27 protein-coding genes are annotated in these 25,577 nt (G+C 39.6%); 11 read left to right on the plus strand and 16 right to left on the minus strand.

Annotated features, from left to right (window positions below; translation table 11 throughout):
• The first annotated feature begins 1 nt into the window (after position 1).
• The 7 genes from AC6H0V_RS17965 to AC6H0V_RS17995 all read left to right on the plus strand — a co-directional run bounded on the left by AC6H0V_RS17965 (position 2) and on the right by AC6H0V_RS17995 (position 3,684).
• On the plus strand, positions 2-1,057 hold the full coding sequence (locus AC6H0V_RS17965) for an ABC transporter permease (protein ID WP_497561583.1): 1,056 nt from the start codon (positions 2-4) through the stop codon (positions 1,055-1,057).
• Between the two features lies 1 nt (position 1,058).
• Positions 1,059-1,502 (plus strand): DinB family protein, encoded by a 444-nt coding sequence (locus AC6H0V_RS17970; protein WP_497561584.1) that lies wholly within the window; start codon positions 1,059-1,061, stop codon positions 1,500-1,502.
• Entirely contained in the window at positions 1,499-2,002 is a 504-nt protein-coding gene (locus AC6H0V_RS17975; RefSeq protein ID WP_497561585.1) for a shikimate kinase, read from the plus strand. Before AC6H0V_RS17970 ends, AC6H0V_RS17975 begins: the two co-directional genes overlap by 4 nt.
• Before the next feature lie 160 nt (positions 2,003-2,162).
• A complete protein-coding gene (locus AC6H0V_RS17980) occupies positions 2,163-2,429 on the plus strand; it encodes a DUF3606 domain-containing protein (RefSeq protein ID WP_497561586.1) in 267 nt (88 codons plus the stop codon).
• Between the two features lie 2 nt (positions 2,430-2,431).
• Positions 2,432-3,208 carry a DNA-formamidopyrimidine glycosylase family protein gene (locus tag AC6H0V_RS17985; RefSeq protein WP_497561587.1) on the plus strand — a complete coding sequence of 259 codons (777 nt, stop codon included), beginning with the start codon at positions 2,432-2,434 and terminating at the stop codon, positions 3,206-3,208.
• A gap of 45 nt (positions 3,209-3,253) precedes the next feature.
• The gene (locus tag AC6H0V_RS17990; protein WP_497561588.1) at positions 3,254-3,463 is read left to right on the plus strand and encodes a hypothetical protein; all 210 of its coding nucleotides are present in this window, start codon (positions 3,254-3,256) and stop codon (positions 3,461-3,463) included.
• Positions 3,464-3,504: 41 nt separating this feature from the next.
• Complete coding sequence (locus tag AC6H0V_RS17995; protein WP_497561589.1) at positions 3,505-3,684, plus strand: DUF3606 domain-containing protein; 180 nt, start codon at positions 3,505-3,507, stop codon at positions 3,682-3,684.
• Between the two features lie 143 nt (positions 3,685-3,827).
• Here the strand turns inward: AC6H0V_RS17995 and AC6H0V_RS18000 are convergent, their stop codons facing one another.
• The gene (locus AC6H0V_RS18000; RefSeq protein ID WP_497561590.1) at positions 3,828-5,531 is read right to left on the minus strand and encodes a M28 family peptidase; all 1,704 of its coding nucleotides are present in this window, start codon (positions 5,529-5,531) and stop codon (positions 3,828-3,830) included.
• A gap of 294 nt (positions 5,532-5,825) precedes the next feature.
• Here AC6H0V_RS18000 and AC6H0V_RS18005 point away from each other — a divergent pair, with 294 nt between their 5' ends.
• Positions 5,826-6,050, plus strand: a complete 225-nt coding sequence (locus AC6H0V_RS18005) for a helix-turn-helix domain-containing protein (RefSeq protein WP_497561591.1) — start codon at positions 5,826-5,828, stop codon at positions 6,048-6,050.
• Between the two features lie 89 nt (positions 6,051-6,139).
• On the opposite strand, the gene AC6H0V_RS18010 is transcribed toward AC6H0V_RS18005, so the two are convergent.
• The 8 genes from AC6H0V_RS18010 to AC6H0V_RS18045 form a co-directional block, all read right to left on the minus strand.
• Positions 6,140-6,580, minus strand: a complete 441-nt coding sequence (locus AC6H0V_RS18010) for a DoxX family protein (protein ID WP_497561592.1) — start codon at positions 6,578-6,580, stop codon at positions 6,140-6,142.
• 222 nt (positions 6,581-6,802) lie between these two features.
• Positions 6,803-8,332 carry a glycosyltransferase family 39 protein gene (locus AC6H0V_RS18015; protein ID WP_497561593.1) on the minus strand — a complete coding sequence of 510 codons (1,530 nt, stop codon included), beginning with the start codon at positions 8,330-8,332 and terminating at the stop codon, positions 6,803-6,805.
• The gene (locus tag AC6H0V_RS18020; protein ID WP_497561594.1) at positions 8,313-9,347 is read right to left on the minus strand and encodes a DUF6807 domain-containing protein; all 1,035 of its coding nucleotides are present in this window, start codon (positions 9,345-9,347) and stop codon (positions 8,313-8,315) included. Before AC6H0V_RS18020 ends, AC6H0V_RS18015 begins: the two co-directional genes overlap by 20 nt.
• A gap of 142 nt (positions 9,348-9,489) precedes the next feature.
• On the minus strand, positions 9,490-11,445 hold the full coding sequence (locus AC6H0V_RS18025; protein ID WP_497561595.1) for a beta-N-acetylhexosaminidase: 1,956 nt from the start codon (positions 11,443-11,445) through the stop codon (positions 9,490-9,492).
• A gap of 47 nt (positions 11,446-11,492) precedes the next feature.
• Positions 11,493-11,954: a hypothetical protein gene (locus tag AC6H0V_RS18030; RefSeq protein WP_497561596.1), complete on the minus strand. Its 462-nt coding sequence runs from the start codon at positions 11,952-11,954 to the stop codon at positions 11,493-11,495.
• Between the two features lie 4 nt (positions 11,955-11,958).
• A complete protein-coding gene (locus AC6H0V_RS18035; RefSeq protein ID WP_497561597.1) occupies positions 11,959-12,465 on the minus strand; it encodes a GNAT family N-acetyltransferase in 507 nt (168 codons plus the stop codon).
• Between the two features lie 207 nt (positions 12,466-12,672).
• Positions 12,673-14,079, minus strand: a complete 1,407-nt coding sequence (gene dacB / locus AC6H0V_RS18040) for a D-alanyl-D-alanine carboxypeptidase/D-alanyl-D-alanine endopeptidase (RefSeq protein ID WP_497561598.1) — start codon at positions 14,077-14,079, stop codon at positions 12,673-12,675.
• Positions 14,080-14,166: 87 nt separating this feature from the next.
• Positions 14,167-15,159 carry an aspartate-semialdehyde dehydrogenase gene (locus AC6H0V_RS18045; protein WP_497561599.1) on the minus strand — a complete coding sequence of 331 codons (993 nt, stop codon included), beginning with the start codon at positions 15,157-15,159 and terminating at the stop codon, positions 14,167-14,169.
• A gap of 49 nt (positions 15,160-15,208) precedes the next feature.
• Here AC6H0V_RS18045 and AC6H0V_RS18050 point away from each other — a divergent pair, with 49 nt between their 5' ends.
• The 3 genes from AC6H0V_RS18050 to AC6H0V_RS18060 all read left to right on the plus strand — a co-directional run bounded on the left by AC6H0V_RS18050 (position 15,209) and on the right by AC6H0V_RS18060 (position 18,288).
• Positions 15,209-17,008 (plus strand): lamin tail domain-containing protein, encoded by a 1,800-nt coding sequence (locus AC6H0V_RS18050; RefSeq protein WP_497561600.1) that lies wholly within the window; start codon positions 15,209-15,211, stop codon positions 17,006-17,008.
• A 137-nt stretch (positions 17,009-17,145) separates the two neighbouring features.
• Complete coding sequence (locus AC6H0V_RS18055; protein WP_497561601.1) at positions 17,146-17,508, plus strand: YtxH domain-containing protein; 363 nt, start codon at positions 17,146-17,148, stop codon at positions 17,506-17,508.
• Between the two features lie 36 nt (positions 17,509-17,544).
• Positions 17,545-18,288: a YdcF family protein gene (locus AC6H0V_RS18060; RefSeq protein ID WP_497561602.1), complete on the plus strand. Its 744-nt coding sequence runs from the start codon at positions 17,545-17,547 to the stop codon at positions 18,286-18,288.
• Here AC6H0V_RS18060 and AC6H0V_RS18065 read toward each other — a convergent pair.
• The 7 genes from AC6H0V_RS18065 to AC6H0V_RS18095 form a co-directional block, all read right to left on the minus strand.
• Complete coding sequence (locus AC6H0V_RS18065) at positions 18,285-19,157, minus strand: sugar phosphate isomerase/epimerase family protein (RefSeq protein WP_497561603.1); 873 nt, start codon at positions 19,155-19,157, stop codon at positions 18,285-18,287. The two genes, AC6H0V_RS18060 and AC6H0V_RS18065, sit on opposite strands and share 4 nt — an antisense overlap.
• A gap of 18 nt (positions 19,158-19,175) precedes the next feature.
• Entirely contained in the window at positions 19,176-20,393 is a 1,218-nt protein-coding gene (locus AC6H0V_RS18070) for a nucleoside permease (RefSeq protein ID WP_497561604.1), read from the minus strand.
• Positions 20,394-20,478: 85 nt separating this feature from the next.
• Entirely contained in the window at positions 20,479-21,171 is a 693-nt protein-coding gene (locus tag AC6H0V_RS18075) for a 3-keto-disaccharide hydrolase (protein WP_497561605.1), read from the minus strand.
• 103 nt (positions 21,172-21,274) lie between these two features.
• The gene (locus tag AC6H0V_RS18080; protein ID WP_497561606.1) at positions 21,275-22,732 is read right to left on the minus strand and encodes a Gfo/Idh/MocA family protein; all 1,458 of its coding nucleotides are present in this window, start codon (positions 22,730-22,732) and stop codon (positions 21,275-21,277) included.
• Between the two features lie 22 nt (positions 22,733-22,754).
• Entirely contained in the window at positions 22,755-23,138 is a 384-nt protein-coding gene (locus tag AC6H0V_RS18085; protein ID WP_497561607.1) for a c-type cytochrome, read from the minus strand.
• A 164-nt stretch (positions 23,139-23,302) separates the two neighbouring features.
• Entirely contained in the window at positions 23,303-24,355 is a 1,053-nt protein-coding gene (locus AC6H0V_RS18090) for a sugar phosphate isomerase/epimerase family protein (RefSeq protein WP_497561608.1), read from the minus strand.
• A gap of 5 nt (positions 24,356-24,360) precedes the next feature.
• Positions 24,361-25,512 carry a Gfo/Idh/MocA family protein gene (locus tag AC6H0V_RS18095; protein WP_497561609.1) on the minus strand — a complete coding sequence of 384 codons (1,152 nt, stop codon included), beginning with the start codon at positions 25,510-25,512 and terminating at the stop codon, positions 24,361-24,363.
• Positions 25,513-25,577 lie beyond the last annotated feature (65 nt).

Raw genomic sequence — 25,577 nt, forward strand, 5'->3', positions numbered from 1 at the left:
AATGGGAGCCTACGCGATCAGAAAACTACTTTATGGCATAGCAGTAATGGGCGGAGTTATTCTCGTAGTGTTTGTGCTGTTTAATATTTTACCCGGGGATCCAGCCAGAATGACCATGGGCCAGCGATCAGATGTACAATCATTAGAAGCGGTACGCAAGGAGTTTGGTCTTGATCGTTCGAAACCTGTACAGTTTTTTCTGTACATTAATGATTTGTCTCCCATCAGCATCCACCCCAATTCTACAGAAAACCAAGAAAAATACCATTATCAAAAGCTATTTAAAGTAGGGGGGGATGTGATCGCTATTAAAATCCCTTATCTGCGCAGATCGTATCAGACCAAGAGGGACGTAACAAAAATCTTGTCTGAAACTGTACCCAATACCTTTGTCCTTGCCCTAACGGCGATGATATTCGCAACCATTATTGGTGTTTTATTAGGGGTAATCTCGGCAGTTAAACAAGGTACATGGATTGATAATGCTGCCAATGCTTTTGCGATATTGGGTATTTCAGCTCCTTCCTTTTTTGCAGGAATCATTATTGCATGGCTGTTCGGATTCTTATTATCGGACTATACGGGTTTAAATATGAGTGGTAGCCTCTATAGTTACGATCCTTTTAAAGGTGAAATTATCACTTGGAAAAACTTATGGCTTCCTATGATTACTTTAGGTTTAAGGCCATTGGCCATTATCGTACAGTTAACCCGCAGTGCCATGCTTGATGTATTGGCGCAAGATTTTATTCGTACCGCAAAAGCAAAGGGACTGAGTAGATATGCTATTATTTATCGCCATGCGCTTAGAAACGCCTTAAATCCCGTAATTACCGCAATATCTGGTTGGTTTGCGTCCTTATTGGCCGGATCTTTTTTTGTAGAGTATATTTTTGGCTATAATGGATTAGGAAGAACTACTGTTACTGCATTGGAGATGGCTGATTTTCCAGTAGTAATGGGATCAATTTTATTTATTGCTTTTGTGTTTGTTGTGGTTAACATCCTAGTCGACTTATTGTACGCCTGGGTAGACCCTCGAGTTAAATTAGCATGATATGTTGAAATCATTCATGAAATATACGCAGCTTGCCGACGGGAAAATGATAACCATTTTCATGCAAGATTCCCCTATTCCTGAAAAGGCAATTTTTTTATTTAGTCACCTCTTAAATGCCCAACACGCTTGGGCATGTCGTATCTTAGGTGAAAACCCTCTTTATGAAGTTTGGGAAAATCACCATCCTAGTGCGTATGCCAAAATCTCAGCTCTCAATTTTGAGTTATTGGAGAAAATACTAGACACTGTGGAGATGGATAGAGAAATTACCTATACAAATACCAAAGGAAATCAATTTGTAGGCGTAGTTAAAGATATTTTATTGCACGTTTTTAATCATTCTACCTATCATCGGGGGCAAATCGCTGCACTTTTAAAAGCTGGATCAATAAATCCTCCGATAACCGATTACATTATGTTAAAAAGAGAAGGCGAATTATGAGGATTTTCTTGATCGGTTTTATGGGTTGTGGAAAAAGCACCAAAGCAAAGCAGTTAGCCGCTCGGTTAAACTGCGATGTAGTTGATTTGGACGCGATTATTGTAGAACAACAGCATAAAACAATAGCCGAATACTTTGCCGAACACGGGGAAGATGGATTTAGAAAGCTAGAAAGCGAAACCCTGAAAACCTATCCCTATCCACCTACCTGTGTAATCGCGACGGGCGGTGGCTTGCCCTGCTTTTTCGATAACATGGAATGGATGAATGCCAATGGGAAAACTGTTTATCTACATATGGAGCCTCAAGCATTGGTTTCTAGGTTGCACAATAGGCAAAAACGACCATTAATAGCCAACATGGATGATGAGCAGTTACTGACATTCATCGAGAAAAAATTAACCGAAAGAGAGCCTTTTTATAATCGAGCCCACTTAATTGTCAACTCTTTTGATCTAGACGCAGAAACACTGGAGACAGCGCTGAATAACATCAAGTGAACTTGTTGTATTGGCCCAAGCGGCTCCCTTTGGGAGTGATTGTTGTATTGTTGCGCGTCGTTTAGCCAGTCCACTATAACTTTTGGGATTTTTTATTACAAGTTAATAAGTATAAACTTTTTAGGTGTTCTGATGTTTTCACCTTGCTAAAGCAAGGGAAATGATAGAAGAAAACAAAGAAAACTTCGGCTTCGGGGAAAATATACCCGATCCTGATGAAATAAAGGGTCGCTATGAGATTGAAGATGATTCTGATACGCTAGAACCTTTTGTAGATGAAAGTGAGCATCGTGAAATTAATGCTGATGATCCTAACGATCTTGAGTATTGGGCAGATCAGCTCCAAATTAGCGTGGAAGATTTACAGGCTGCGATTGTGCTTAATGGAAATTCAGTTAAGGAAATTAAAAAATACTTAAGCGTTTAGCTATGGCAGAGTTACCAGATTTAACCGTATACGCTGAAATATTAAACAAAAGATTTGCAAAAAAAACTTTAACTGCGCTAAAAGTAACCGTTGCAAAAAAATTAAACGTAAGCGAAAAGCTACTAAAATCTTCTTTGGAGGGCCAAAAGCTCGAAAAAGTATGTAGAGTAGGGAAAACATTACAGTTTCATTTTTCAGGCGAGCAGGTGTTGGGCATGCACCTGATGTTACGCGGTGAACTTATCCTTCTTGAGGAGGAAAATCCGGCACCTCGTTTTGAAATTTTAGGATTTCGTTTTAAAGGAGGCAGTGGTTTTGCAGTAGCTGATATGCAAAAAATGGCCACACCAACTTTAAATCCTGAGAAATCAACAGTTCCAGATGCACTGGATATGGAATTTGCCTATTTTTCAGCTTTGCTGGCCAAAAAAAGAACAACAATAAAAACCTTGCTCATGGATCAGCACCTCATTCGGGGAATTGGAAATTCTTATTCGGATGAAATCCTTTGGCACGCCAGAATTTCCCCCTTTTCAATCGCAAATGCGATACCCGAAGAATCAGTAAAGCAACTTTATAAAAGTTTGGGTCATGTTTTAAAAAAGGCTATTAAAGAAATAGCCGAAGAAAACAAGGATGAACTACGGGGCGAACTTCGGGATTTTATGATGGTACACGGATCTAAAATTGAGAAAAGCCCTTCAGGAGCAAAGATCAAGAATGAAAAAATTGGTGGAAGAATCAGTTATTATACGGATGAGCAAAAACTTTATAATTAAGAAAACAATAGCTCAAATCACATGTTTATAGCAAAAAATCAGCATATGCAACAGTTCGATATACAACTCTTAGAAAGTACCTATACGATTGATCCACAAGATAACGGAACATTTAGAATTTTAGAGGGAGAGGAAAAGTTAGGCGTTATTTACCCAGAGCCAGGTGAAATGGGCGTGGAGTGGAAAACTATGGATGAACTGGATGAAGGTCTAGTGCTGCAAATTGGTGAGCTAATTTCCGAACACAACATGTAAAACCTATCAATCAATTATACATCAACTTAAAGAAAAACAAAATGGCAAAGCAAGGAACAAGTAACGACAGAAAAAAAGTAAACTCATCACAAGATTATGAACTTTCTCATGTAGCAACAAAAATGGGAGTAAGCATCCAGCAAGTTACGGGAGCTAAACGTGCTACAGGGTCAAACGATCGTAAGGTAATAGAAAAATACATTTCTGATAAAAAGAAATAAGATTTTTCTGATTAATATCTCTGTTTAAGTATAGGCTTCCTTTAATAAAGGAGGCCTTTTTTAGTTAATCGTTTTTAACCGGTGTTCAGCGTTCTGTTAGGTTGTTCTTATTTGCGGCAGCCTTTTGTTACTTGAGTAAAAGGTTACTTGAACATGTCCAAATAACCCTGAGTAACTTTCTCCAATTGAAGTGTGGCTACTTTGATGGTAGAACCGACCCTTGTAGTTTGAGGTTTAACGGCCATACTTCCAATTGTGGCCAATGCATCTACGTAATATTTGCCCCAAACTTCGATAATATGACGTTCTGTTGCTGCGGATTTTCCCTCAGTTATCGCTTTTGCGCTAAGTTCGAACTCCGTTTTTAACCGAGTGAGTGCGTCTTCTTTTAATTCTGCAACAGTAGCACTAGCCGTATTCTCATTTGCCGTAACCAAGGTATAGGCTGCAGTTAAAGCACTAACACCAACGTTTTTCATCGTTGTAGCAGAAACTTTATCGATCCTATCATTATCAGTATGATAAAATACATCGGTAAAATGCCACATTAATAAACCAGCAATTTTATTATCAATAAATGGGGTATGGTCGCTACCTCCTTCAAAGGGGTTAAAATTAACCGTCCAATTGGCAAACCTTCCTTGTTCCTTACAAATATCGAAAATGAAATCGTTATAGTAATGTGGTATAATATCACTTTCTTTTACATCGCCCGCGCCCCATTCGCTGTGTTTATCTGCCCCGCGGGTCCATATTGCAGATGGATCTGGCATTTTTTCGATCAAGAAACTACCACCTGTCTTTTGGGTATCTTCGCCAACCATATCCAGGCTCATTCCCCATAAAATTCCTTTTGCACGTTCTTTATCTTCGGTAATATATCTTCTGGTCCCAACTATTTCATCGCCCCATAAAAAAGTAAGGGTCCGTTGGGGTTTTAACTTAGCGTTTTTTACTAAACTTGCGGTAACCCTCGCCATCTCCGCCAAGGTACCAACCCCGGTTGCATTATCATTTGCACCTGGCTCTTGCACGTGTGCGCTGTAAACAAAGCGTTCTTTAGGGCTTACACTTCCCCTCACGTTTGCCACCAAGGTTAATTCTTCTGATTGATAGATCTTTGTCTGAATATCTACATGTAAGTTAACCACACCTTTTAAACATGCTGCCTTTAACTTTTCTTTTACTGAATACGATAAAAACAGGGCCCAAATGCTCGAATTTTGTTGGATACTTCCGAAAGAGATAGAGGTTTGATACTTTTCTGGTTGGTTATATTTAGGGATCGAATAGCCCATCACACCAATTGCTCCTGCTTTTATCGCAGCTCCAACTAATCTACTTGCGCCCGATTCGGCAAATAGTATTTTACCTTTTAGGTCTTTTCCTTCTAAGTCTGTAGCTGTGCCTTTTCCAACAAAAACAACTTCGGCGGTTACGCCACCCGCAACTGTTGAAGGGCAATTGATCGGGATCATATTTCGATTAGTTGTAAAGGAGATTAAGGGTAGGGTCTCTCCAATAATATCAACCCTTGCACTAACCGGCTCCCAAGTTTTGCCCTTCATTGGGCGTTTTTCTATGCGATAGGTTAATGGTGCTTCAAATTCATTTTTTTTCTCTTTAACAAAACCCGCTTTTTTTAAGAGATCTTCAACATAAAAGATACTTGCATTAAAACCTGTATTGCCGGGGATACGGAAATATTTTTCTACAAAAGCAGTGGTAGATAGCGCGTTTTTTTCTATAAAATTTGCACGCGTTAGCTTAAAATAGTTGTCTTTTTGGGTTTGTGCAAACGTGCTTGAAGCAATAAATAACAGAATTATGCCGAAGAGTTTTTTCATGATCATCTTTAAAAATGAAAGGTAATATTTGTGCTTAAATAAAGCCAGAAAAAAATGAAATCTCTACGTATCAATTTCATTAGCTCATCTAGTAAATACCTGCCGCTAATTTAATATGGAATGGAGAAAGTGGCAAGGCCGAAAGGTTGACAAATTGTTCCAGAAACTTGACAAATTATCAGCGTGGGTGTTTATTGTTGGTTTTATAACAGAAAAGCTATAGTTTAGGTTGCCCATTGTTTTTTAAAATCATCCTATTTTAAAAGTTGTAGTAACATTTATAGCTGTGAAAATATGGACAACATTGGAGAAAAAATCAAAAAAATAAGAGAGTTAAGAAACTACCCACGTAAGCATGTTGCTAGAGAATTGATGATTTCTTGCACCAGCTATGGAAAAATTGAACGCGATGAAGTGGATATCACGGTAAAGCGCCTTTCACAAATTGCGAAAGTACTCAATGTAAGTATGTGCACCATTATAGAATTTGATGGGGATAAATTATTTGCTAATCGCTAGTTTCACATCTTAAAGTATACTGAGAAACTGAGAACTGCCAACTGTGCCAGAGGCATCCCTTTGGAAAAAACCGCCAACCGAGAACTGAATCACTTTCTCTTAATCTGTTGATCAACCGAGAATGCTCCTGAACCTATGATCCAGAACAGCACCAATAGGCACAATACAATTAATGAAAGCCATAGTTCTGAGTTGAGTGCCGAGAAACCATGAGTAAGGTTTACAAAAATAATGGCACAAATTAAAATGGGGATTTGGATAACTACAGCGAAACGGGTAACCAGACCAATGGTAATTAAAATGCCGCCTACCAAATGGGCAAAGGCTACCAAATGAATGGCTACACTGCTCATCATGCCCGAAAAGCCGAATGCACTGTTTTCAAATAAAAGTTCTTGTTGATGGGCCGTATCGCTGATCAGCGCAATGCCTTTACTAAAAATGATTAAGCCCAATACGATGCGAGCTATAGCTAACCACTTAACTTGATGGGCATCGCCCCAGTGCTCTACTTTTTGGATAACGTTCATAATATACCCCCTTTTTTAAGCTCTATACAATGTACAAAGAAGAAATGGGAATTGCAATAGAGAGTGAGATGTAAGATGTGAGATGTAAGATGGGAGATGGGAGACGAGGCGTATTAGGAAGGATGCTATCGCTTTGCACAACACTTATCGCCAGCCGCTCAACCCTTATCGCCTATCGCCAACCGCTTAACGCTTTGCGCCAACCGCTTAGCGCCACCCGCTTTACTCCCTTCGCTTCTTCAGCTCTTGCTCCAAAAGTGTCCTCACATCGGTTTTAGGCCCAGTTAAAAGGAGGATCTCCGTTCCTTTCTCTCTGGCATATGTACTCTCTATTTCAGCAACGGAAGTTACACTTTCAAAAAGTGCCCTTTCTCTTGAAAGGCCCTCTTCGGTATTTTTAATGCGGATTATCGTATAGATTGGCGCTTTCAGTTCTATCCAGTTAACGTAATCATCTGTAAAAGAATTCGCTATTAATCCTGTTTTTGTGTAGTAGTTAATAGATCCGGCCTGACCATAATTGTCGCACAAAATAAAAGTATGTTCTTTATCAGCTATGCTGGCATATACAGAATCCACTTTGTGGGCTAATTCTTTCCATCCTAGCATGTCGGCAAAATCCTGTGAAATAGGGTAGGTCTTTCCATCTTCCCAGGTATGCTCGCTAAATGGCTTGTGCAACCTTGCCGCCTCAGCATATTTTTCTGGCGTTCTTAAGGGCAGGGCAATCTGAAGTACAGGGATAAATAGCAATAAGATTATGGCTATGGCCAGGTACCGTAAATAAAACTTCCAGCCCGATTGTAATAAATGACTTAGGTAAACAGCTCCAAATGCTAAAAATATAGGGTATAGGCCAATTGCATAGTATCCTTTTGCCCTTAAATAAATAAATAGAATGATGGTAAATGCATAGCCCCAAAACAGGATTCTATAGGGTTTAAACGGAGCATAGGTAAATAAGGAGATAAAACCAGTAAAGATGATAAATAACGAACCTAAAAAGAATAATACCTGGTCTTTCACAAAATCCATTCGGTTTACATGCACCAATTGTGTTTCGGTGAGTTCTTTCATGTGCTTAATTACCGGAAAACCATGTTGAAACTGCCAGATGAGATTAGGCGCAATTAATAGGGCTGCTAAACCAATAGCAAGATAAAATTGAGGCTTTACAAATAGGATTCGCTGTTTGCTCAATACAAGCGCAGGCAATAAGCCAACTAAACAGAATGCAATGTTATACTTGTTTAAAAATCCAAGCGCAAAACTAATGGCCATTAAATAGAGCCATTTATACTGTTGGGTCTGGATAAAACGAATGAGGGTGTAATATAATAGTGTCCAACATAAAATATCTAATGAATTGGGCTGATACAATAGGTTTATTCTTAAAAAAGCAGAAAAAACGATTGCAAGGGCGCTTAAAATACAGGCGTATAAATTCCCTTTTAAACTTTCCACCGTTTTCCAAACCACTAAAATAGTTAGGGCGCCAAATAGCGCAGGGAAAAATTTAACCCAAAAATAGCCATTGCCCAATTGCAAAATTATCCATGAGATCCAAGAGGTAACGGGCGGCACAGAGTGATATCCCCAAGCCAGATGCTTCGCTTGGTCTAAATGCAGATATTCGTCTCGCTGTAGATCATAAACCGGATTTATAACCAGATATTGGATGATGAACTTAAGAACAAGGAATGCACAAAGAACGTAGGTGCCGTTTTTGATGTTATTTTTTTGCGAACGCATCTGCCATTGTATTGAGTTGCGAGGGAGAAAGCGGCTGGTCTTGGGATGCTACTACAATCCGGTAGTTGAAGGTAACTGACTCTCCAGGATTTAACTTTAGGTTTTTCTCGCTCTTATTTTGGGTAAATATTTTTTCGCCTAGCGGATTTGCTGCAAAAAGTCCGTAGCCTCTGGCATGCCAAAAGGTAGGGTAGTTTACGTTTTTTGGATGGTCTATGATGGCCACACTTACCATACTGTTGGCCATTTTTCCATAGGCTAGGCACCATGCCGCACGCGTACTCCAGGCCACATCTCCTATTTTTCCTTCACTAGTAAGGTAATTGCCATTTGGAATTTTGTCATCTCCACCCTTAACCAGCGTAACGTTTCCTTTATCGTCGGTAAATTTTTGGTCTTTATCTGTAGGGATTTGCAGTTCGTGGGCTAGCCGCATGCCCAGCATTCCATCTTTGGCATCGGCAAATGTAGTAGTAATTTTGGCCTTCAACGTTGTAAAACGATCAATTATTCGGTTATTGCCAATTGTACTAAATTCAAATCTTGTTGTTTCTTCAAGCAATGTTTCATTCGCTTGATTGGTCCAATTGGCATGGTAAACCAATACCCCTTTAACTCCACCGTGGATTTCTAGAATGTTATCAGTTTTGATCCAACCGTACTGGTTCTTTTTTTCTTTCGGAATGGCATAAGAATTATTCCAAAAATCAAGTCCGTTTACATTTTCGAAGTTGAACCAGATCCCGATATGATGGGGATGATCAGTGGGATCTCCTGGTTTAGGGTTTAAAGGGAAACCTCTGGTAACATCAATCTGCTTCGGAGCAAATACGGGATATAGAAATGGTTTTTCGAGACTATCAGGATACAAAAAACTGGTAAAGAGCTTATCACCTATAAAAACATTAATCTTTTTTGATGTTGGCTCTTTTACAAGATTTACCTTAGTATTTTGAGCAAATAGGGCGGTGACAGAGCAGAAGAATAAAAAGACTATCGTAAGTTTTAATTTCATGAGAGTGATTTTTGTGTTAGGCATCCTTCCCTTACAGGTTATTAAAATTAAATCTACCAAAAAACTTGAGCATAAAGAATAGAAGAAATGATAGCATTTCGTTTCATTCGCAAAAAAAACTCATCAAACAAGAGTAGTTCTTCTACTTTTTACCTGCGCGTTTTTCAAGTTCTTCTATTGGCATGTTCATCATCCTACCTATTGGGTTTTTACCCCTATAGGTAATTACTTTTAAAAATTTTGCATCAATAGGTGGCACAAGGGCGCCAGTATATTTTGGATAAAAGCGATCTGGAAACGAATTGTCGAAACTATAGTACATATCCAATCCTTCAACTTCGGTAGCGAGGGTAATTAATAAGTTCCGGTCTGCCGAACGTTTTACGGTAAAAATAGGGTCGTAAACGCTGGGTGCATATTTGGTTTCGGCAATATCCAAACGTTGAAAATGTTGTTCTGTACGGGCAAAAAAGTTGGTCCAGTTCTTTTTCTCTTTAGGGCTCCATACCGCTTCCGCCATTGCGAAACCGCGTGGCCAAGTCATGTATTCGGCTTGGCGGATGTTATACACCTGTTCGGTCCATAAATTGGCCTGTGCACCTTTGATATAGATTGGATTTACCCCTTCTGGTACTGGATCAAATTCGTAGGTTTTGCTTAAGCGTAAGCTAGCATAGATTTTAGGTTCGGTGATGGCATCTGCCTGCATGTAATCAATGTATGCATACTGTGTTGGGGTCATCACAACTTCATGGTTCGCCTTAGCGGCTTCCGTTCCATATTTCATCGATCTCCAACTCATAACGGCGGCGCTAGCACTAACTCCGCCTTCTAAAACTTCATCCCAAGCCATAAATTTTTTGCCTTTCGACTGTACGATCTGCTCTACTTTTCGCTCAAAATAGCCTTGAACTTCGGGAATCGTTTTTAGTCCTTCCCGTTTCATCAATTCCTTGATCTGATCGTTCTTCTCCCAAAAGGTATGCGAAACTTCATCACCACCCATGTGGATATATTCAAATGGAAATAATTGTGCTAATTGTGTAATAACTGTGTCTAAAAAAACATATACTTTTTCGTTGGCTGGGCATAAGGTATTATCCACTAATCCAATAGGAGGTGCTCCCTTGCTCCAATCCATAATTTTTTCGCCACTGCGCACCCTGTAGTTTATGGCTTCAGGGGTGCAGGAAAGTTCTGGATAAGAAGCAATTACTGCTAAACTATGGCCGGGAACATCTATTTCTGGCATGATATTAACAAAGCGATCTTTTGCATAGGCCACAAGTTCTTTAATATCTTCCTGGGTATAGAAACCTCCATAATTCCGTGGTTCATCGGCTGTTGGTGGAATAAAATCGCCAAAAGAACCAACACGTTTCACATTCCAAGCTCCTATTTCAGTTAATTTAGGAAGGCCTTTTATTTCTATCCTCCAACCCTCGTCGTCGGCCAAATGCAGATGCAAGATGTTGTATTTATAGCGCACCATGGCATCTATATATTGCTTTACTTCCTGTTTGGTAAAGAAATGTCGGGCTACGTCGAACATTAATCCCCGCCATCCCAAACGAGGATAATCGGTAATCTCAGCGCATGGGGCTGTCCATCGTACGCCTTTAATTACTTCTTTGCTTTCAATTTCTTTGGGAAATAACTGAATTAGCGTTTGTACCCCGTAAAATAAACCTGCTGGTTCATTTGCTCTAATGGTAATTTGTTTGGCGTTTACAGAAACATGATACCCTTCAGTACCAATGTAGGCGTCTGTTTTTTCGTTTAAAATTAATCTGATTGTGGCAGTGGCCGATGGAATGCTCGTAGTTGATACGTAATATCCAGTAGGAACAGATAAGCGTTCCTGTAAAAAAGCTATCGTTTGTTTTAAGGCTGGCGATTTACTTGCATGAATTACAATGTTAGCGGGTAAAACAAAATGCCCCGGTAGTTTGCTTACTGAAACAGGTTCTGGAATAATGGCAATTTCGGTATTAATGATCTCTGTAGTGCTAACATTTTCGGTATTCTCTTCGATCGATTGCGCAAAAGTGTTAAGATTTAAGAAAAGAACTGAAATGATAAGGATAAAATATCTCATGAATAGGAAGCGAATTAAATTTAAAACCGCAATTTATCAATTTTAGGTTAAATAGCGACTTTGTTTTTGCGGAAGATATAAGTTAATGGATAACCTATGCAAATAATTAGAATGAGGCAGTTGGTAAGTCCGGCCAACCATGAGAAAGGCATTTGCGATGCATGAGAGTTGGGCACGATTAAAAAATTCATGACCAACCAGATGAACACACCATATATAATGGCAATGAGCAATGTATGCTGAAACCATGCCCATAGTTTATTAAATAGGAGTGCAAATAAAACGGTGAATATGAATGCGATCACATAGTGAAAAAGAATACCGGCAACTACCATTTCTTCCCCACCTCCCATAGCCGATTTGCCAAACACAGCGCGAGCAATGTATTTAAAAACGATGGCTATGCTTTTACCTGTCTTAAAATAAAAATTTAAGCAAGCAGCTAAGATATCTAGGGTACCTGCAATCAGCCCCGCTTTGAGAATTAATCTAAAGTTTAAATTTTTCATTTGTCTAATATTGATTTTTTCTGATCCCATAGATCATTTCATCGTAAACCGTTCCGTTTTTGTAAAAGGTTTCTTTTAGTTCTGCCTCCAGTGTAAATCCTGCTTTTTCCAAAACGCGTTGAGATTTGATATTGGTATCGAACGTACGAGCATAAATGCGGGTAATGTCAAAGGTTTTAAACCCGTAATCAACCATTAATTTTATGGCTTCGGGTACAATCCCTTGTCCCCAAAGAATTTCTGAGATCCAGTAGCCCATTTCTGCATTTTTGGCATAGAAATCATGTTGTGGATGTACACCAATGGATCCAACAGCCTCATTATTCACTGCAATCGCAAAAATTTCTTGTGGTGTGCTCGATAAGGCCAAATTTATAAATGCGATACCATGATCCTGAGTGTAGGGAAACGGAAATTTATTGCTCAGATTTTTCGCAATATTATAATTATTGGCATGTTTAACTAAACTGTGTAGGTCGCTGTGTTGAAAAGGGCGGAGTTCGAAATCCATTCGGGTAATTAGCTAAATGTCTAATTAGCAAATTAGCTAATTTGGATATGATTTCAAAACATCTAATCCCCTTGATTTAATACCACATAGAAACATAGGCCACATAGTTATTTTAAAACTAGAGTTTGCATCGCTATATCTTCTATGGGTCTATGTGGTTTGTGGCCATAGATGCGCATATACAATTTTTTTATCCCGTGGAAAGGACTACTTCAAGGCGTCCAAAACTCTAAATAGTTTTTTACTAATCCCAGAGCCATTGTAGTTGTTAACATTGATAACCGCGATGTATTTGTTTCGATTTGCTGCGGTGTAATATCCAGCATAGGCCGAAACATCGTTAATACTTCCGCTTTTTAATTTCATCCCATTGTTTTCTGGAAATGAATTGTAATAGGCTGTAAACCAATCTTCTTTTTGTGCTTGGAACAATACATTAGCCATAGCCAGTGTGGTTACCCGGGTACCTGGCGACAATCCGCTGCCATCTAAGATGTTCAACGCATTTTTATCAATCCCTCGGGCAGCCCAAAAATTAATTACGCTAGCAGCTCCATTCCTTGTTGTTGGAGTTTTGTCCAGTTTCCAGGCAATGGTTCTTAATAATTGCTCTCCATACAGATTAATACTTTTTTTATTAAACCAATATACCATCTCGCTTAAATCTGGTGAGCTTGTAGTGCTTAATTTTTGTGTTATTCCGGGAACAGTTTTCCCTTCTAGGCCTAATCGTCGTGCAGTTGTAGCGCTTGTGCTGGTAATGTTTAATCGGAGCAGGGTATCCTGTAATCGATAGGCAGCATCATAGGCCGGATCTGGAAGTGCCAATGAGATACCTGCTTTGCCTATTCCCATGCCCCAGGTGCCGCGTAAATAGGTAAGATCACCAAAGGGAGGGAGGTAAGCGTAGGCGTTATCTCCAGAGCCCGATGAACCTGTTTTAAGTTCATTAATTATTTTTAAGTAGGGCATGGCGGGTACGGTTTCGAGCATTCTTACTTCAGCTCCTAAGCTTGAACCCGGTTTTAAGTGCACATCAAACTGGTTTTCACGCCAAGCCAATGACGAACTGCCCGCACCATAATAATTCCCCATATCTTGCCAAATCCAACCTTCGGGCATGGTTTGCGTACCCCATAGGCTGTCATCGCCAATTATAGAGCCAGTAATTTTCTTAATTCCCGCTGCTTTAATGGCACTAACCCAAGTCGTTAAAATTACATTTTCTTTGGTTTGTTCGTAACGCCACGAGCCTAGCGTAGGATCTCCCGAACCTACAATAATCAGATCGCCCTGCAACGTCCCATCCATTATCTTACCGCTGTAAGCTAAGGTGGTTTGATACCTAAAATCCTTGCCCAAAACACTAAATGCTGTAGCAGAGGTTATAGTTTTAAGGGTTGAAGCTGTAGCAAGACCAATATTTTCATTTTTCGCAAAGATAACCTTGCCGGTTTGGGCATCTAATACGCAGAGCGAAGTTAGGGCATATTTTGCCTGTTCATCTGATGCTAGGTTCTGATAGGCTTCTTCTAATTTGGCTATCGGATACTGGGCATATCCTTGGATGCAGATCAATAAACTGAAAAGAAAACTGAGCTTGATTATTTTCATTTGTCTTTGCTAATTTTTATCAAAAAAAAGCGATGCTTTTTTGCATCGCTTTAAGCTATCGCTAAACGCTTATCGCTTAGCGCTCAACTATATCAACTCTTTCTTAACCAAATACTCCGCAATCTGAACGGCATTGGTAGCTGCACCTTTGCGCAAATTATCGGCTACGATCCACATATTTAAGGTATTTGGCATTGACTCGTCTCTACGGATCCTCCCAACAAATACCTCATCTTTTTCGTGGGCATCTTTAGGCATTGGATATTTAAGGTTGGCAACATCATCAACCACGATGATCCCTTCGGTTTTTGTTAATAATGCAGTTACCTCAACCAGGTCGAACTCATTTTCGAACTCGATATTAACTGATTCTGAGTGTCCGCCCATTACTGGTATACGCACTGTTGTTGCGGTTAAACGGATTTTATCGTCGCCCATGATCTTACGGGTTTCATTAATCATTTTCATCTCCTCCTTGGTGTATCCATTGTCTGTAAATACATCAATTTGCGGGATTACATTAAGATCGATTTGGTAGGGATAGGCCATCTCACCATCATAAATGCCTTTACGTTCATTCATCATCTGGTCTACAGCTTTCACCCCTGTGCCGGTAACAGATTGATAAGTAGACACGACCACGCGTTTGATACGGTATTTATCATGCAATGGTTTTAATGCCACTACCATTTGGATAGTAGAACAGTTTGGGTTAGCGATAATCTTATCATCAATAGAAAGGGTATAGGCATTCACCTCTGGTACCACTAATTTAATGTTCGGATCCATTCGCCATGCCGAAGAATTATCGATCACAGTGGTGCCCGCTTCTTTAAACCGTGGGGCATGCTGGAGCGACGTACTTCCGCCAGCAGAAAACAAGGCAATATCTGGGCGCATCCCAATGGCAGTATCCATGCTAACAATTGGAAACCGCTTACCCTTAAACGTAATTAACTTACCCACGCTCTTATCAGAAGCAACGGGAATTAATTCGGTTAGCGGGAAATTTCTTTCTTCCAATACTTTTAACATTACGGTGCCAACCAATCCGGTAGCACCTACTACTGCGACTTTCATCTTTTTCTGTTTTTTATTATATTTAGTTAATTCTTAATATCTACCAAATATGAGAAAAACTTTGCTTTTTTTAATGTTGCTGAGTGTTAAACTTACATTCGGCCAAGTTTCTGACGACTTTTCTGACGGAAATTTTAGTGTAAACCCAAGCTGGAGCGGCCATGTTTCGCAATTCACTATCAACGCATCCAAGCAGTTGCAATCTAAGATAAGTTCTAATAGTCAGACAGTTATGTTGTCTACTCCCAACATTTTAGCCACAAACACAAAGTGGGATTTTACTATTCAACTCAATTTTGATCCCTCAACAACAAATCAGGCCAGAATTTATCTAATTGCAGATGTAGCCGATTTAGATGGTCTGGTAAATGGCTATTTTCTTCAGATAGGGGAGAGTGGAAGTACGGATAGCTATGATCTGTACAGGCAAAATGGCACGCTAATTACCAAAATAATAGACGGGCCTTCTAAGAGCCGAGCAGATGTAAGTATGTTAATAGCCAAGGTACATATAACTAGAAGTGAGAAGGGAAGATGGGAGCTCTATACCGATATCATGGGTGGGAATAATTATACCCTCGAAGGAACGGTTACCGATCTCACATTTATCAGCACAGATTGGTTTGGAGTTAGCTGTAAATACACTTCTACACGTTCTGATGGCTTTATTTTTGATAATTTTAGTGTCCAAGAACTCTCTCCTGATGTAACCTCTCCACTAGTGGTGAGCGCAAAAATAATAGATGATTATCACCTCGAAGTTGCCTTTTCAGAGCGATTGGATCTTGCTTCGGCGCTTCAAAATGCGAACTATGACCTGCTCAAAATCGGCAATCCCTTATCTGTTTCTGCTACTGCATTGCCGTATATTTTTAAGTTAAGCTATGGGAGTATTTTGCAAAGCGGGCAGTATAAATTAACCGTTAAAGGGATAAAAGATTTAGCTGGAAATGTAGTCGCTATTCCTAGTGAAGTTTCATTTATTTATGTAAGACCATATCAGCTCAAACCTGGAAATGTGTTGATTAGTGAGGTCTTGGTAAATCCAAAACCTGGTGGTGTAGATTTTATAGAGATTTATAATAATTCCAATCAGATTATAGATTTGAAAGAACTCCAATTGGCAAATGCGGATGGAAGTGGGAATGCCGCCAACATTAAAAATGTATCCAGCACGTCTATTTATATGTTTCCTAAAACGTATTGGGTGCTAACTACCAATCCAGGAATAATAAGACAAAATTACGAGGTAAGGTTTGCTGATCAATTTATTCAGATGGGCAGTTTACCGGCCTTTAATAATGATAAGGGTACGGTGATATTATTAGGCCCATCTGGCTTATTAGAGCGATTCGATTATTCCGAAAATATGCATATTGCTATTCTTCAAAGCGCTGATGGAGTGGCCCTGGAGCGTGCCTCATTTGATAGACCTGCAAATGAAAATGGAAATTTTAAATCGGCTGCCATGGCTGTTGGGTTTGCTACTCCAACCTATCAAAATTCGCAGATGGAACTAGCGATAGTTAAAAATAGCATGCGTTTAAATAGTAAAACATTTTCGCCAGATGGCGACGGTTTTGAAGATCTGCTGCAGATTGAGTATCAATTTGCTAATAACGGGTATTTGGCAAGTATTAATATTTACACCGACAAAGGGGTGTTGGTTCGTAAGCTTCAGAGAAACACAACTGTAGCTACGGCTGGAAACTTTAGTTGGGACGGATTAAATGACGCAGGTAAGCAAAGTAAGGTTGGCATTTATATTGTAAAGTTTGATGCATTTGCCCTGAACGGTAAAACCGAAAGCTTTAAACAAACCTGTGTTTTAGCGGCCAAACTAAATTGATTTTACAATATACTTTAAACAATTTTGATAAAGCATTTGTTAATTTTTAAAAGTAAGCGATCTCAACCGTCGGATTTAAATAGTATTTAAATAGCGTTAGGTCCATTTAATCATTTTGCAAACAAAAAAATAAACAGATGAAATACAGTAAATTAATTGCAAAGGTTTTTGCACAGAAATCAAACAATAATGCTCAAGTAGCTGTAGCATTAGTAGCAGGTTTAGCAGTTGGTGCGGTAATTAGTATATTATTTGCCCCAGAAAAAGGCTCAACTATCCGTAGGGGAATCGCCGATCAGGCAAAAGGGTTGGGTACTGGAATTAAGGATAAATACTCTAGCTTAAAGGATAGAGCTTTTGGTGGTAAAGAACTCGAAGAATCTGTTGAACAACCTGAAGTGCCACATTTTGCGCATACTGCTCCGAAGAAAAGAAAATCGGATATTAAAGACCTTATTCATGAGGCGCATGTACAGCATACCGAAGATCCGATAAGCTAACCATTTTTAAATTCTAGTTAAGGAATTTAAATAAATATGGTTTTTCTACTTTCTAAGTTATTGTTGTTTTTAATTAAGCCGATTGTATGGGTGTTTGTAATTTTTATTTTTGCGTGGTTTAGCAAAAATAATCTCAGACGCAAACGATTAGTTATTATTGGAGTTACGCTATTATTTATTTTTTCTAATTCATTTTTAGTTGGTAAGATCCTCAATGCTTACGAAGAGGATTATCCCCAACTTAAACATTATGATTATGGAATAGTACTCGGGGGGTTCTCCGGCGTAAATAAAAAGACGCATTCAATCGTATTTAACTGGTCGGCAGATCGATTATTTAAAGCCATATCCTTATATAAAACGGGAATAATCGACCATATTTTGATTACCAACAATTCGGATTTAGCTAGTGCAGATGTAAAAGAAGATGATCAGGTATATCAATATCTTCGTGAAATTGGAATTCCTGACTCGGCGATTGTTATTGAGAACCATAGCAGAAATACTATAGAAAATGCCCGGAACAGTGCTAAACTGATCCAAGGGTTAAATGCTAAGGCCAAAATTTTAATTATTACCAGCGCTTGGCATATACCAAGAGCAAGATTAATTTTCAGCAAACATTTTAAAGAAAAGCTCACTTATTATCCGACCAATTATATGGGGAAAACCGAATATGGTTGGTCGGATTTCATCATTCCTAGTCCAATAGCCCTTAATAGCTGGGAATTCCTAATTAAGGAGTGGGTGGGATTAGTTGTTGATAATTTCAGGAACTAGCCTAGCAATTGATTTTTCACATAATCGAAACTGGTTTTGATAGAACCCAGTTCATCTGGCTTATAGTTAAATTCGTGTTCTACGAAATAATGTTTTACCCCTGCCGCTTTTTGTTCCGTAAAGATCGTTTTAAAGTCTATTGACCCCTGGCCGATTTCTGCATTAACTGCCGGGTTATCTTTATCAATATCCTTGATATGCCATAACTTAAAGCGACCTGGATATTTTTTAAAAAGTGACAGTGGATCCGCTTTAGACCTCACCGCCCAATAGAGGTCTAGCTCAAAATCAACCAGTTTTTTATCAGTTCTATTTAGCATAATTTCATATCCAGTAGTATCTCCGAATTTTTTGAATTCAAAATCGTGGTTATGGTAAGCTAATTTCAGCCCTGCTTCTTTGCACATTGCTCCAGCTTGATTTAGCTTATCGGCAATTTTTTTGAAATCATCTGCTGTTTTTCGTATTTCGGCATCCAGCCAGGGAATAATCACATATTCGCCCCCCGTAATTTTAGCGGCTTCGATATAACTTTTTAGCGCATCGGTTTTACCGGCAAAGAATGTGCTCATATCGTAATGCCCGCTTGGGGCTATTAATCCATTTTGCTTGAGTAAGCTATTGAAAGATTTTGCGTCTAGCCCCCAGAAACCATCATTTACAGAATAGCCATAGGTTTCTACTTCTTTGTAGCCAATAGCGGCTACTTTTCCAATAATTCCGGTCACATCTTTATGTATAATGTCTCTCAAGCTATACAACTGTAGGCCAACAACTTTTTTTGGTGTCTTAAAGGCTAGTGATGGTAGTATAGCGAAGCTTGCAGCCATTAGACCAGATTGTTTGAGAAAAGTTCTTCTTGATTTCATGTTGTTTTGTAATTATTATTAAGCTTTACTTTCTATAGCAGCACTCTTATTATTATCCCTAAAGAACAATAAAAATAACAGCACAACTAAACCAGCAATTGCAGCAGGAATAATCCAAATACTTTGCCAATCATGTCCGCCGGTAATTATATACTTATCAACCACCATACCAGAAATGATTGAACCTACAAGCATCCCTACGCCGTATGTTGCCAAAGTAATAAACCCTTGGGCGGCACTTTTGAAGCGCTCTCCCGCTAATTTATCCGTATATATTTGGCCAGTAACAAAGAAAAAGTCGTAACAAATGCCATGTAAAACAATCCCTCCAATTAACATCCAATAATTGGTATCGGCATTACCATAAGCAAATAATAAATAGCGAACTACCCATGCAATCATTCCTATTGCCAGCATTTTTTTAACGCCCAGACGGATGAAAAACAGGGGCATTGCAAGCATAAAAAGTGTTTCAGAAAACTGACCAAATGATTGGATTCCTGCAGCCCCTTTTACACCAGCTTCGTTTAAAAATTGATTGGTAAAATTGTAATAAAAAGCCAAAGGGATACATATTGCAACGGAGGCTATAAAAAATAGGAGGTAAGATTTGTTTTTTAATAATCCAATCGCATCCAATCCGATGATATCTCCAAAAGAAGTTTTTTCACCCTTTTTAGCGGGAGGCGTATTCGGCAACATAAAACTAAATAAACCTAAAATAATAGAGGCAATGGATGCCATTTTAAAAGTTAAGATGAGGTTACCATCTTGTTCCCAGTTTAATAATCCGATTACTATGCCCGCAATAATCCATCCGATAGTGCCAAATACTCTAATTGTCGGGAATTCTTTACTAGGGTCTGTCATCTGTTTAAAGGAAATGGAATTAACCAATGCCAGAGTTGGCATATAAGCAATCATATAACCTAAAATAAAGGGAAAGAAGCTCTCGAAGTTTAGGGATGTTGCAGCGAACCACAATAAAATACCCCCTGCCAAATGCAAGAAGCCAAGAATTTTTTGCGCTGAGAAAAAGCGATCTGCGATTAGGCCAATAATAAATGGAGCAATAATAGCCCCTAGAGATTGGGTGCTGTAAGCTGAGCCTATTTGTACGCCATCTGATAACAGATTCTTTGCCAGATAAGTGCCCATTGTTACAAACCATGCGCCCCAGATAAAGAATTCTAGGAACATCATGAAGGATAGTTTAACTCGGATGGTTGCGTTCATTGTATATTAATTAAGTTATGAGTTTGGCGTTTGGCGCTGAGCGTTGGCTCATCGTGTAAAACCCTCTGCCCCCAGCCCTTTGCCTTTAAAGTTCTTTTATCGTAATATTCCTGAACCACACTTCATCGCCGTGGTCTTGTAGTGCAATTTTACCTGTTTTGTAGGTGCCAAAACCTTCCCAAGTAGCAAATTTGCTCCCTTTAATCAAAGCTTTCCAATTATCATCCCACATGGTGGTTTCTACAATCTTAACCCCATTTAGCATAAATTGTAATTTGCCATTATCGCTAATGATTTCTGCTTTATTCCATTGGCCAACGGCTTTAACTGGTTCTGAAGTACTTTTTAGCATATCGTACAAATCCCCTGCGTGATGTTTTTCAATTTTACCATCTTTATGGCCTTCATTGTCAATTACCTGCATTTCGGGTCCGGTTAAATAGGTTTGTTTGTATTTTGGATCTTCGTGCACAAAAAAGATCAATCCACTATTCGCCCCTGGCGCTACCTTCCATTCATATTTCAAATGAAAATTTGAATATTCTTTGTCGGTTACTAAATCGCCTCCGCCATCAGTCCCTTTAGTCTTAGGATTCATGTGCAGTGTTCCATCAGCTACTTCCCAAGCCGATCCTACGCTTGTTTTATTATAGCTGTGCCAGCCGTTCGTTGTTTTCCCATCAAAAAGTTTCACGGTACCGGTTGACTTTGTGGTTTGGGTTGTGGCGCTGCAGCCCATTGCCACGACGGCAAATGCCGTTAAAATATATGTTTTCATCGTAGTTATTATTGTTTTTAATGGTGATGAAGCTATCATGATTTATAATTATTCCTTTGGGATCCTTATAATCATGATGGTTTCATTATTCTAATTAGTTCAATTATACACCCAGAGACCAGCCTTTACGGTACTCTCTTTTTACATATTGGTTTACTTCGTCAAAGTTGGTTACTCTCATGTTATCATTATCCCAAAGGTATTTTTTATATCTACCTGGGTAAGATATTTTCCCCTGCTCATTTTTAACCTGGATATCCGCTCCACGAATGGCCAGATTTGCCATCAATAGTGCTTCGGTTAATGGGCCTGCAATTTCAAAAGGAGAACTCATCTCATTTTTGCCATAACCTGCAATGGCTCCTTCAACCCATTGTGCATAGTGACCTTTTTCCTGATCTTTAACACGGGCAAATTTTTGGGCTACTTTAATGTCCTTTGTTTTACTTAATGGTAAAAGTTGGGGGTTTCTACCATAGGTTTCCGAAGTCATCTTTCCTTTGGTGCCGATAAACAATGTACCATTACCACCATCACCAAATGTTTCGTTGGCACCTAATTCTATTGGTCGTTCTGGTTGTATACCACCATCCATCCAATGTACGGTTACATCGCCTTTGGTTTTGTTGGTTTTTGGGAATTTCAGGGTAACATGACTCGATGGAGGGCAGCTATCTGGGAAGTACCCACGTTTAAACTCATCCACGTAAACAGAACCTACGCTAGCCTGCACTTCCGTAGCATATTTTAGGTTTAGCACACTAAATGGAGTTTCTAGTAAATGACAGCCCATATCTCCTAGGGCACCTGTTCCGTAATCCCACCATCCACGCCAGTTAAATGGCACTAATTTTTCTACATAATCTTTGTAGGGTGCGCTGCCTAACCATAAATCCCAATCCAGTTCTTTAGGAACATCAGCCTTGTTAGCTGACCATGGAATGCCTTGGGGCCATACCGGTCTATCTGTCCATGCATAAATGGTGTGTACATCCCCAATTAGACCCGCATCATACCATTCTTTCATCATCCGTGGACCATCATTTGAAGCCCCTTGGTTCCCCATTTGGGTAACTACTTTATATTGCTTTGCGGCGGCGGTTAGGGCACGCGCCTCATAAATATCGTGGGTTAGCGGCTTTTGGACGTACACATGTTTTCCCATCTTCATGGCTGCAAGGGCAATCATTGCATGGTTATGATCGGGTGTTGAAACGGATACAGCATCGAAACTTTTGTTCTCTTTTTCAAACATTTCTCGCCAATCTTTATAAAATTTAGCTTTAGGGAAAGCTTTAACACTATCTGCAGCTCTTCGGGTATCAACATCACATAGGTACGCAATATCAGCTTTGCCACTTTGGGCAAAGGCAGCCACATCGCTTTTACCTTTACCTCCAACCCCGACACTGGCAATTACCAAGCGATCGCTTGGGGCCAAATATCCCTGTCCGCCTAAAACATGTCTTGGTACAATTGTAAATGCAGCCGCAGCAATTGCGGTAGTTTTCAGAAAATTCCTTCTTCCAGCTGCGTCTAGTTCTTTTTTCACATTATCCATTGGTTAGTTTTTAAGTTTAATGTTATTTTTTTAGCGATAAGATATATTTTACCATTGTTTTCGCTTCGTCTTCAGTTAATTTTTTATGTGGTGTCATTGGAACTGGTCCCCAAACACCTTTCCCTCCAGTTAAGATTTTTCCTGCTAAAAGACTAATATTTTCATCGTTAGCAGGATACTTTGCGGCAACATCTACGTATGATGGACCGATGAGTTTCTCCTCTTTTTTATGGCAGCCTATACAATCAGACTTAACGATTAGCAGTTCTCCAGCCTCCATTGCTGGTTTTTCTGGAGCAGGTGCTGATGTAGTTGCACTGCTGCTTTGTTCTGTTTCTGAGCTAGAGCCACCACAGGCAGCTAATAGGAATGTAATTGTGCTTAAAAGTAAAAGTGTTTTTTTCATTTGTTTATTATTTGTCTTTTCATTTGTGATGAAGTTCCCAACGCATTGCTTTGGGACTATCGTGATTAATTATTATTGTGATGGGTAAATCACGATGGTTTCATTTGTATTTATTGTTTTATGGTATTCAAGCTTTGATCAGCTATGCAGTTATCAGTATAAATTTATATACCTAAAATAGTTTTGTTAAAATTCGCGTCTCCGCCTGCCGAGGCAAAATCATCAAATGCTTTGGTTGTTACTGGGATAATATGGTCTGTAATAAAAGCGGCACCTTCTTTGGCTCCTGTTTCAGAATCCTTGATGCAACATTCCCATTCCATTACCGCCCAACCTTTGTAATCGTATTGGCTCAATTTACTAAATATTCGCTTAAAATCAACTTGTCCATCTCCTGGCGAGCGATAGCGCCCTGCTCTATTTGCCCAGCTTTGGTAACCACCGAAAGTACCTTGTTTACCTGTTGGGTTAAATTCGGCATCCTTAACGTGGAAAGCTTTAATCCTTTCGTGATAGAAATCGATGTACTGGATATAATCGAGTTGCTGCAATACAAAGTGTGAAGGATCGTACAAAATGCAAGCTCGCGAATGGTGATCAACCTTATCTAAAAACATCTCGTATGTTTCGCCATCAAATAAATCTTCTCCGGGATGGATTTCGTAACATACATCAACTCCACAACTATCAAATTCATTGAGTATAGGAAGCCAACGTTTGGCCAATTCCTTGAACCCATCTTCAACCAAACCTTCGGGCCGTTGTGGCCATGGATGAAACGTGTGCCAAAGGAGGGAGCCGCTAAATGTGGCATGGGCATTTAAGCCTAAGTTTTGAGATGCCTTAGCGGCATAGCGCATTTGCTGTACCGCCCACTCGGTTCTTGCTTTAGGATTGTTTTTAACTTCTTTGGCTGCAAAAGCATCAAACAACAAATCATAGGCAGGGTTAACTGCTACCAACTGTCCTTGTAAATGTGTAGATAGTTCGGTAATTACCAGACCATAAGAAGCCACCTTCGCTGTAAGCTCGTCGGCATAGGTTTTGCTTTCGGCTGCCAATTTAAGATCGATAAAACGTTTGTCCAGCGTTGGTACTTGAATGCCTTTAAAACCTAGGTTTGCCGCCCATTGGCAAATGCCATCAAGTGAGTTAAACGGAGCTTCATCTCCAATAAATTGTGCTAAAAATATCGCTGGTCCCTGTATTGTGGTCATGTTAATTAAACTTTAAATTCGAACCATTTTTGATCGGATTTACTAGAGGCTACTACATTCTCAATGAAGGCCATTCCCCTCACTCCTTCTTCGGCACCTGGAAAATCCAGCATTTCGGCAGTTGGCTCTTCTCCAGTGTGTTTGGCCATTAAGGTTAGTGCAAAATTCTTATAGATGTTGGCAAATGCTTCTAAATACCCTTCAGGATGGCCTGATGGGGTTCTGGTATTATGTTTGGCGATCTTAGAAAGATACCCGTTTCCGGCCCTATATATCTGCATCGGCTGATCGAGCCACTTCACAGTTAAGGTGTTTGGATCCATTTGATGCCACTCTAAACCTCCTTTTTCGCCATAAACGTAAATTTTAATGGCATTTTCTTCACCGGCCGCTATTTGTGAGGCAAACAAAATTCCATTTGCTCCATTATTAAATTTAAGGAGCACATTTCCATCATCATCCAACAGCCTATCTTCTACCACTATATTTAGATCCGCACAGATCTTGGTGATCTGCAATCCAGAAATGTACTCCGCTAGGTGTGCTGCGTGCGTACCCACATCGGCCATGCAGCCACTAATGCCACTTTTTGAGGGATCTGCTCGCCACGCGGCTTGTTTATTATCAGCGGGTGCTGGAAGGCTTAACCAACCTTGGGGGTATTCTACACAAACTTTTCTGATTTTGCCAAAGGCGCCCTCTTTTACCATTTGTTTGGCCTGTTTAACCAAAGGATATCCGGCATAGGTATGGGTTAGGCATATGATAAGGCCTGTTTCTTCTGATTTTTGCCTTAAGGCTTTTGCTTCGGCTAAACTAAAAGTGATGGGCTTATCAATTACTACATGAAATCCATGTTCCAATGCCAGCATAGCAGGTTCGAAATGTACATTATTTGGGGTAACAATGCTTACAAAGTGCATTCGTTCTGAGGCAGGTAACTTACTTTCTGCTGTAATCATTTCCTTATAATCGGTATAAACCCGATTTTCGGGAAGAAATAAGTCCTTTCCTGATGCTTTAGCGTTTTCGGCATTACTGCTTAAAGCACCACAACACAATTCTATTAAGCCATCGAGGTTTGCGGCCATGCGATGAACAGCCCCAATAAACGACTGCCTACCGCCACCGATCATCCCCATTCTTATTTTACTCATATTTAAATGTCATATAGCATGGGGCTTGGAGCAGGGAGTGAATTCTATGCTCTTTGCTCTAAGCT

This window comes from Pedobacter sp. NO84, from assembly GCF_059703915.1.

Bases quoted from the DNA above. Each gene is read 5' to 3' on its own strand.
- AC6H0V_RS17965 (WP_497561583.1), top strand. From the start codon at position 2: ATGGGAGCCTACGCGATCAGAAAACTACTTTATGGCATAGCAGTAATG.
- AC6H0V_RS17970 (WP_497561584.1), top strand. From the start codon at position 1,059: ATGTTGAAATCATTCATGAAATATACGCAGCTTGCCGACGGGAAAATG.
- AC6H0V_RS17975 (WP_497561585.1), top strand. From the start codon at position 1,499: ATGAGGATTTTCTTGATCGGTTTTATGGGTTGTGGAAAAAGCACCAAA.
- AC6H0V_RS17980 (WP_497561586.1), top strand. From the start codon at position 2,163: ATGATAGAAGAAAACAAAGAAAACTTCGGCTTCGGGGAAAATATACCC.
- AC6H0V_RS17985 (WP_497561587.1), top strand. From the start codon at position 2,432: ATGGCAGAGTTACCAGATTTAACCGTATACGCTGAAATATTAAACAAA.
- AC6H0V_RS17990 (WP_497561588.1), top strand. From the start codon at position 3,254: ATGCAACAGTTCGATATACAACTCTTAGAAAGTACCTATACGATTGAT.
- AC6H0V_RS17995 (WP_497561589.1), top strand. From the start codon at position 3,505: ATGGCAAAGCAAGGAACAAGTAACGACAGAAAAAAAGTAAACTCATCA.
- AC6H0V_RS18000 (WP_497561590.1), bottom strand. From the start codon at position 5,531: ATGAAAAAACTCTTCGGCATAATTCTGTTATTTATTGCTTCAAGCACG.
- AC6H0V_RS18005 (WP_497561591.1), top strand. From the start codon at position 5,826: ATGGACAACATTGGAGAAAAAATCAAAAAAATAAGAGAGTTAAGAAAC.
- AC6H0V_RS18010 (WP_497561592.1), bottom strand. From the start codon at position 6,580: ATGAACGTTATCCAAAAAGTAGAGCACTGGGGCGATGCCCATCAAGTT.
- AC6H0V_RS18015 (WP_497561593.1), bottom strand. From the start codon at position 8,332: ATGCGTTCGCAAAAAAATAACATCAAAAACGGCACCTACGTTCTTTGT.
- AC6H0V_RS18020 (WP_497561594.1), bottom strand. From the start codon at position 9,347: ATGAAATTAAAACTTACGATAGTCTTTTTATTCTTCTGCTCTGTCACC.
- AC6H0V_RS18025 (WP_497561595.1), bottom strand. From the start codon at position 11,445: ATGAGATATTTTATCCTTATCATTTCAGTTCTTTTCTTAAATCTTAAC.
- AC6H0V_RS18030 (WP_497561596.1), bottom strand. From the start codon at position 11,954: ATGAAAAATTTAAACTTTAGATTAATTCTCAAAGCGGGGCTGATTGCA.
- AC6H0V_RS18035 (WP_497561597.1), bottom strand. From the start codon at position 12,465: ATGGATTTCGAACTCCGCCCTTTTCAACACAGCGACCTACACAGTTTA.
- dacB (WP_497561598.1), bottom strand. From the start codon at position 14,079: ATGAAAATAATCAAGCTCAGTTTTCTTTTCAGTTTATTGATCTGCATC.
- AC6H0V_RS18045 (WP_497561599.1), bottom strand. From the start codon at position 15,159: ATGAAAGTCGCAGTAGTAGGTGCTACCGGATTGGTTGGCACCGTAATG.
- AC6H0V_RS18050 (WP_497561600.1), top strand. From the start codon at position 15,209: ATGAGAAAAACTTTGCTTTTTTTAATGTTGCTGAGTGTTAAACTTACA.
- AC6H0V_RS18055 (WP_497561601.1), top strand. From the start codon at position 17,146: ATGAAATACAGTAAATTAATTGCAAAGGTTTTTGCACAGAAATCAAAC.
- AC6H0V_RS18060 (WP_497561602.1), top strand. From the start codon at position 17,545: ATGGTTTTTCTACTTTCTAAGTTATTGTTGTTTTTAATTAAGCCGATT.
- AC6H0V_RS18065 (WP_497561603.1), bottom strand. From the start codon at position 19,157: ATGAAATCAAGAAGAACTTTTCTCAAACAATCTGGTCTAATGGCTGCA.
- AC6H0V_RS18070 (WP_497561604.1), bottom strand. From the start codon at position 20,393: ATGAACGCAACCATCCGAGTTAAACTATCCTTCATGATGTTCCTAGAA.
- AC6H0V_RS18075 (WP_497561605.1), bottom strand. From the start codon at position 21,171: ATGAAAACATATATTTTAACGGCATTTGCCGTCGTGGCAATGGGCTGC.
- AC6H0V_RS18080 (WP_497561606.1), bottom strand. From the start codon at position 22,732: ATGGATAATGTGAAAAAAGAACTAGACGCAGCTGGAAGAAGGAATTTT.
- AC6H0V_RS18085 (WP_497561607.1), bottom strand. From the start codon at position 23,138: ATGAAAAAAACACTTTTACTTTTAAGCACAATTACATTCCTATTAGCT.
- AC6H0V_RS18090 (WP_497561608.1), bottom strand. From the start codon at position 24,355: ATGACCACAATACAGGGACCAGCGATATTTTTAGCACAATTTATTGGA.
- AC6H0V_RS18095 (WP_497561609.1), bottom strand. From the start codon at position 25,512: ATGAGTAAAATAAGAATGGGGATGATCGGTGGCGGTAGGCAGTCGTTT.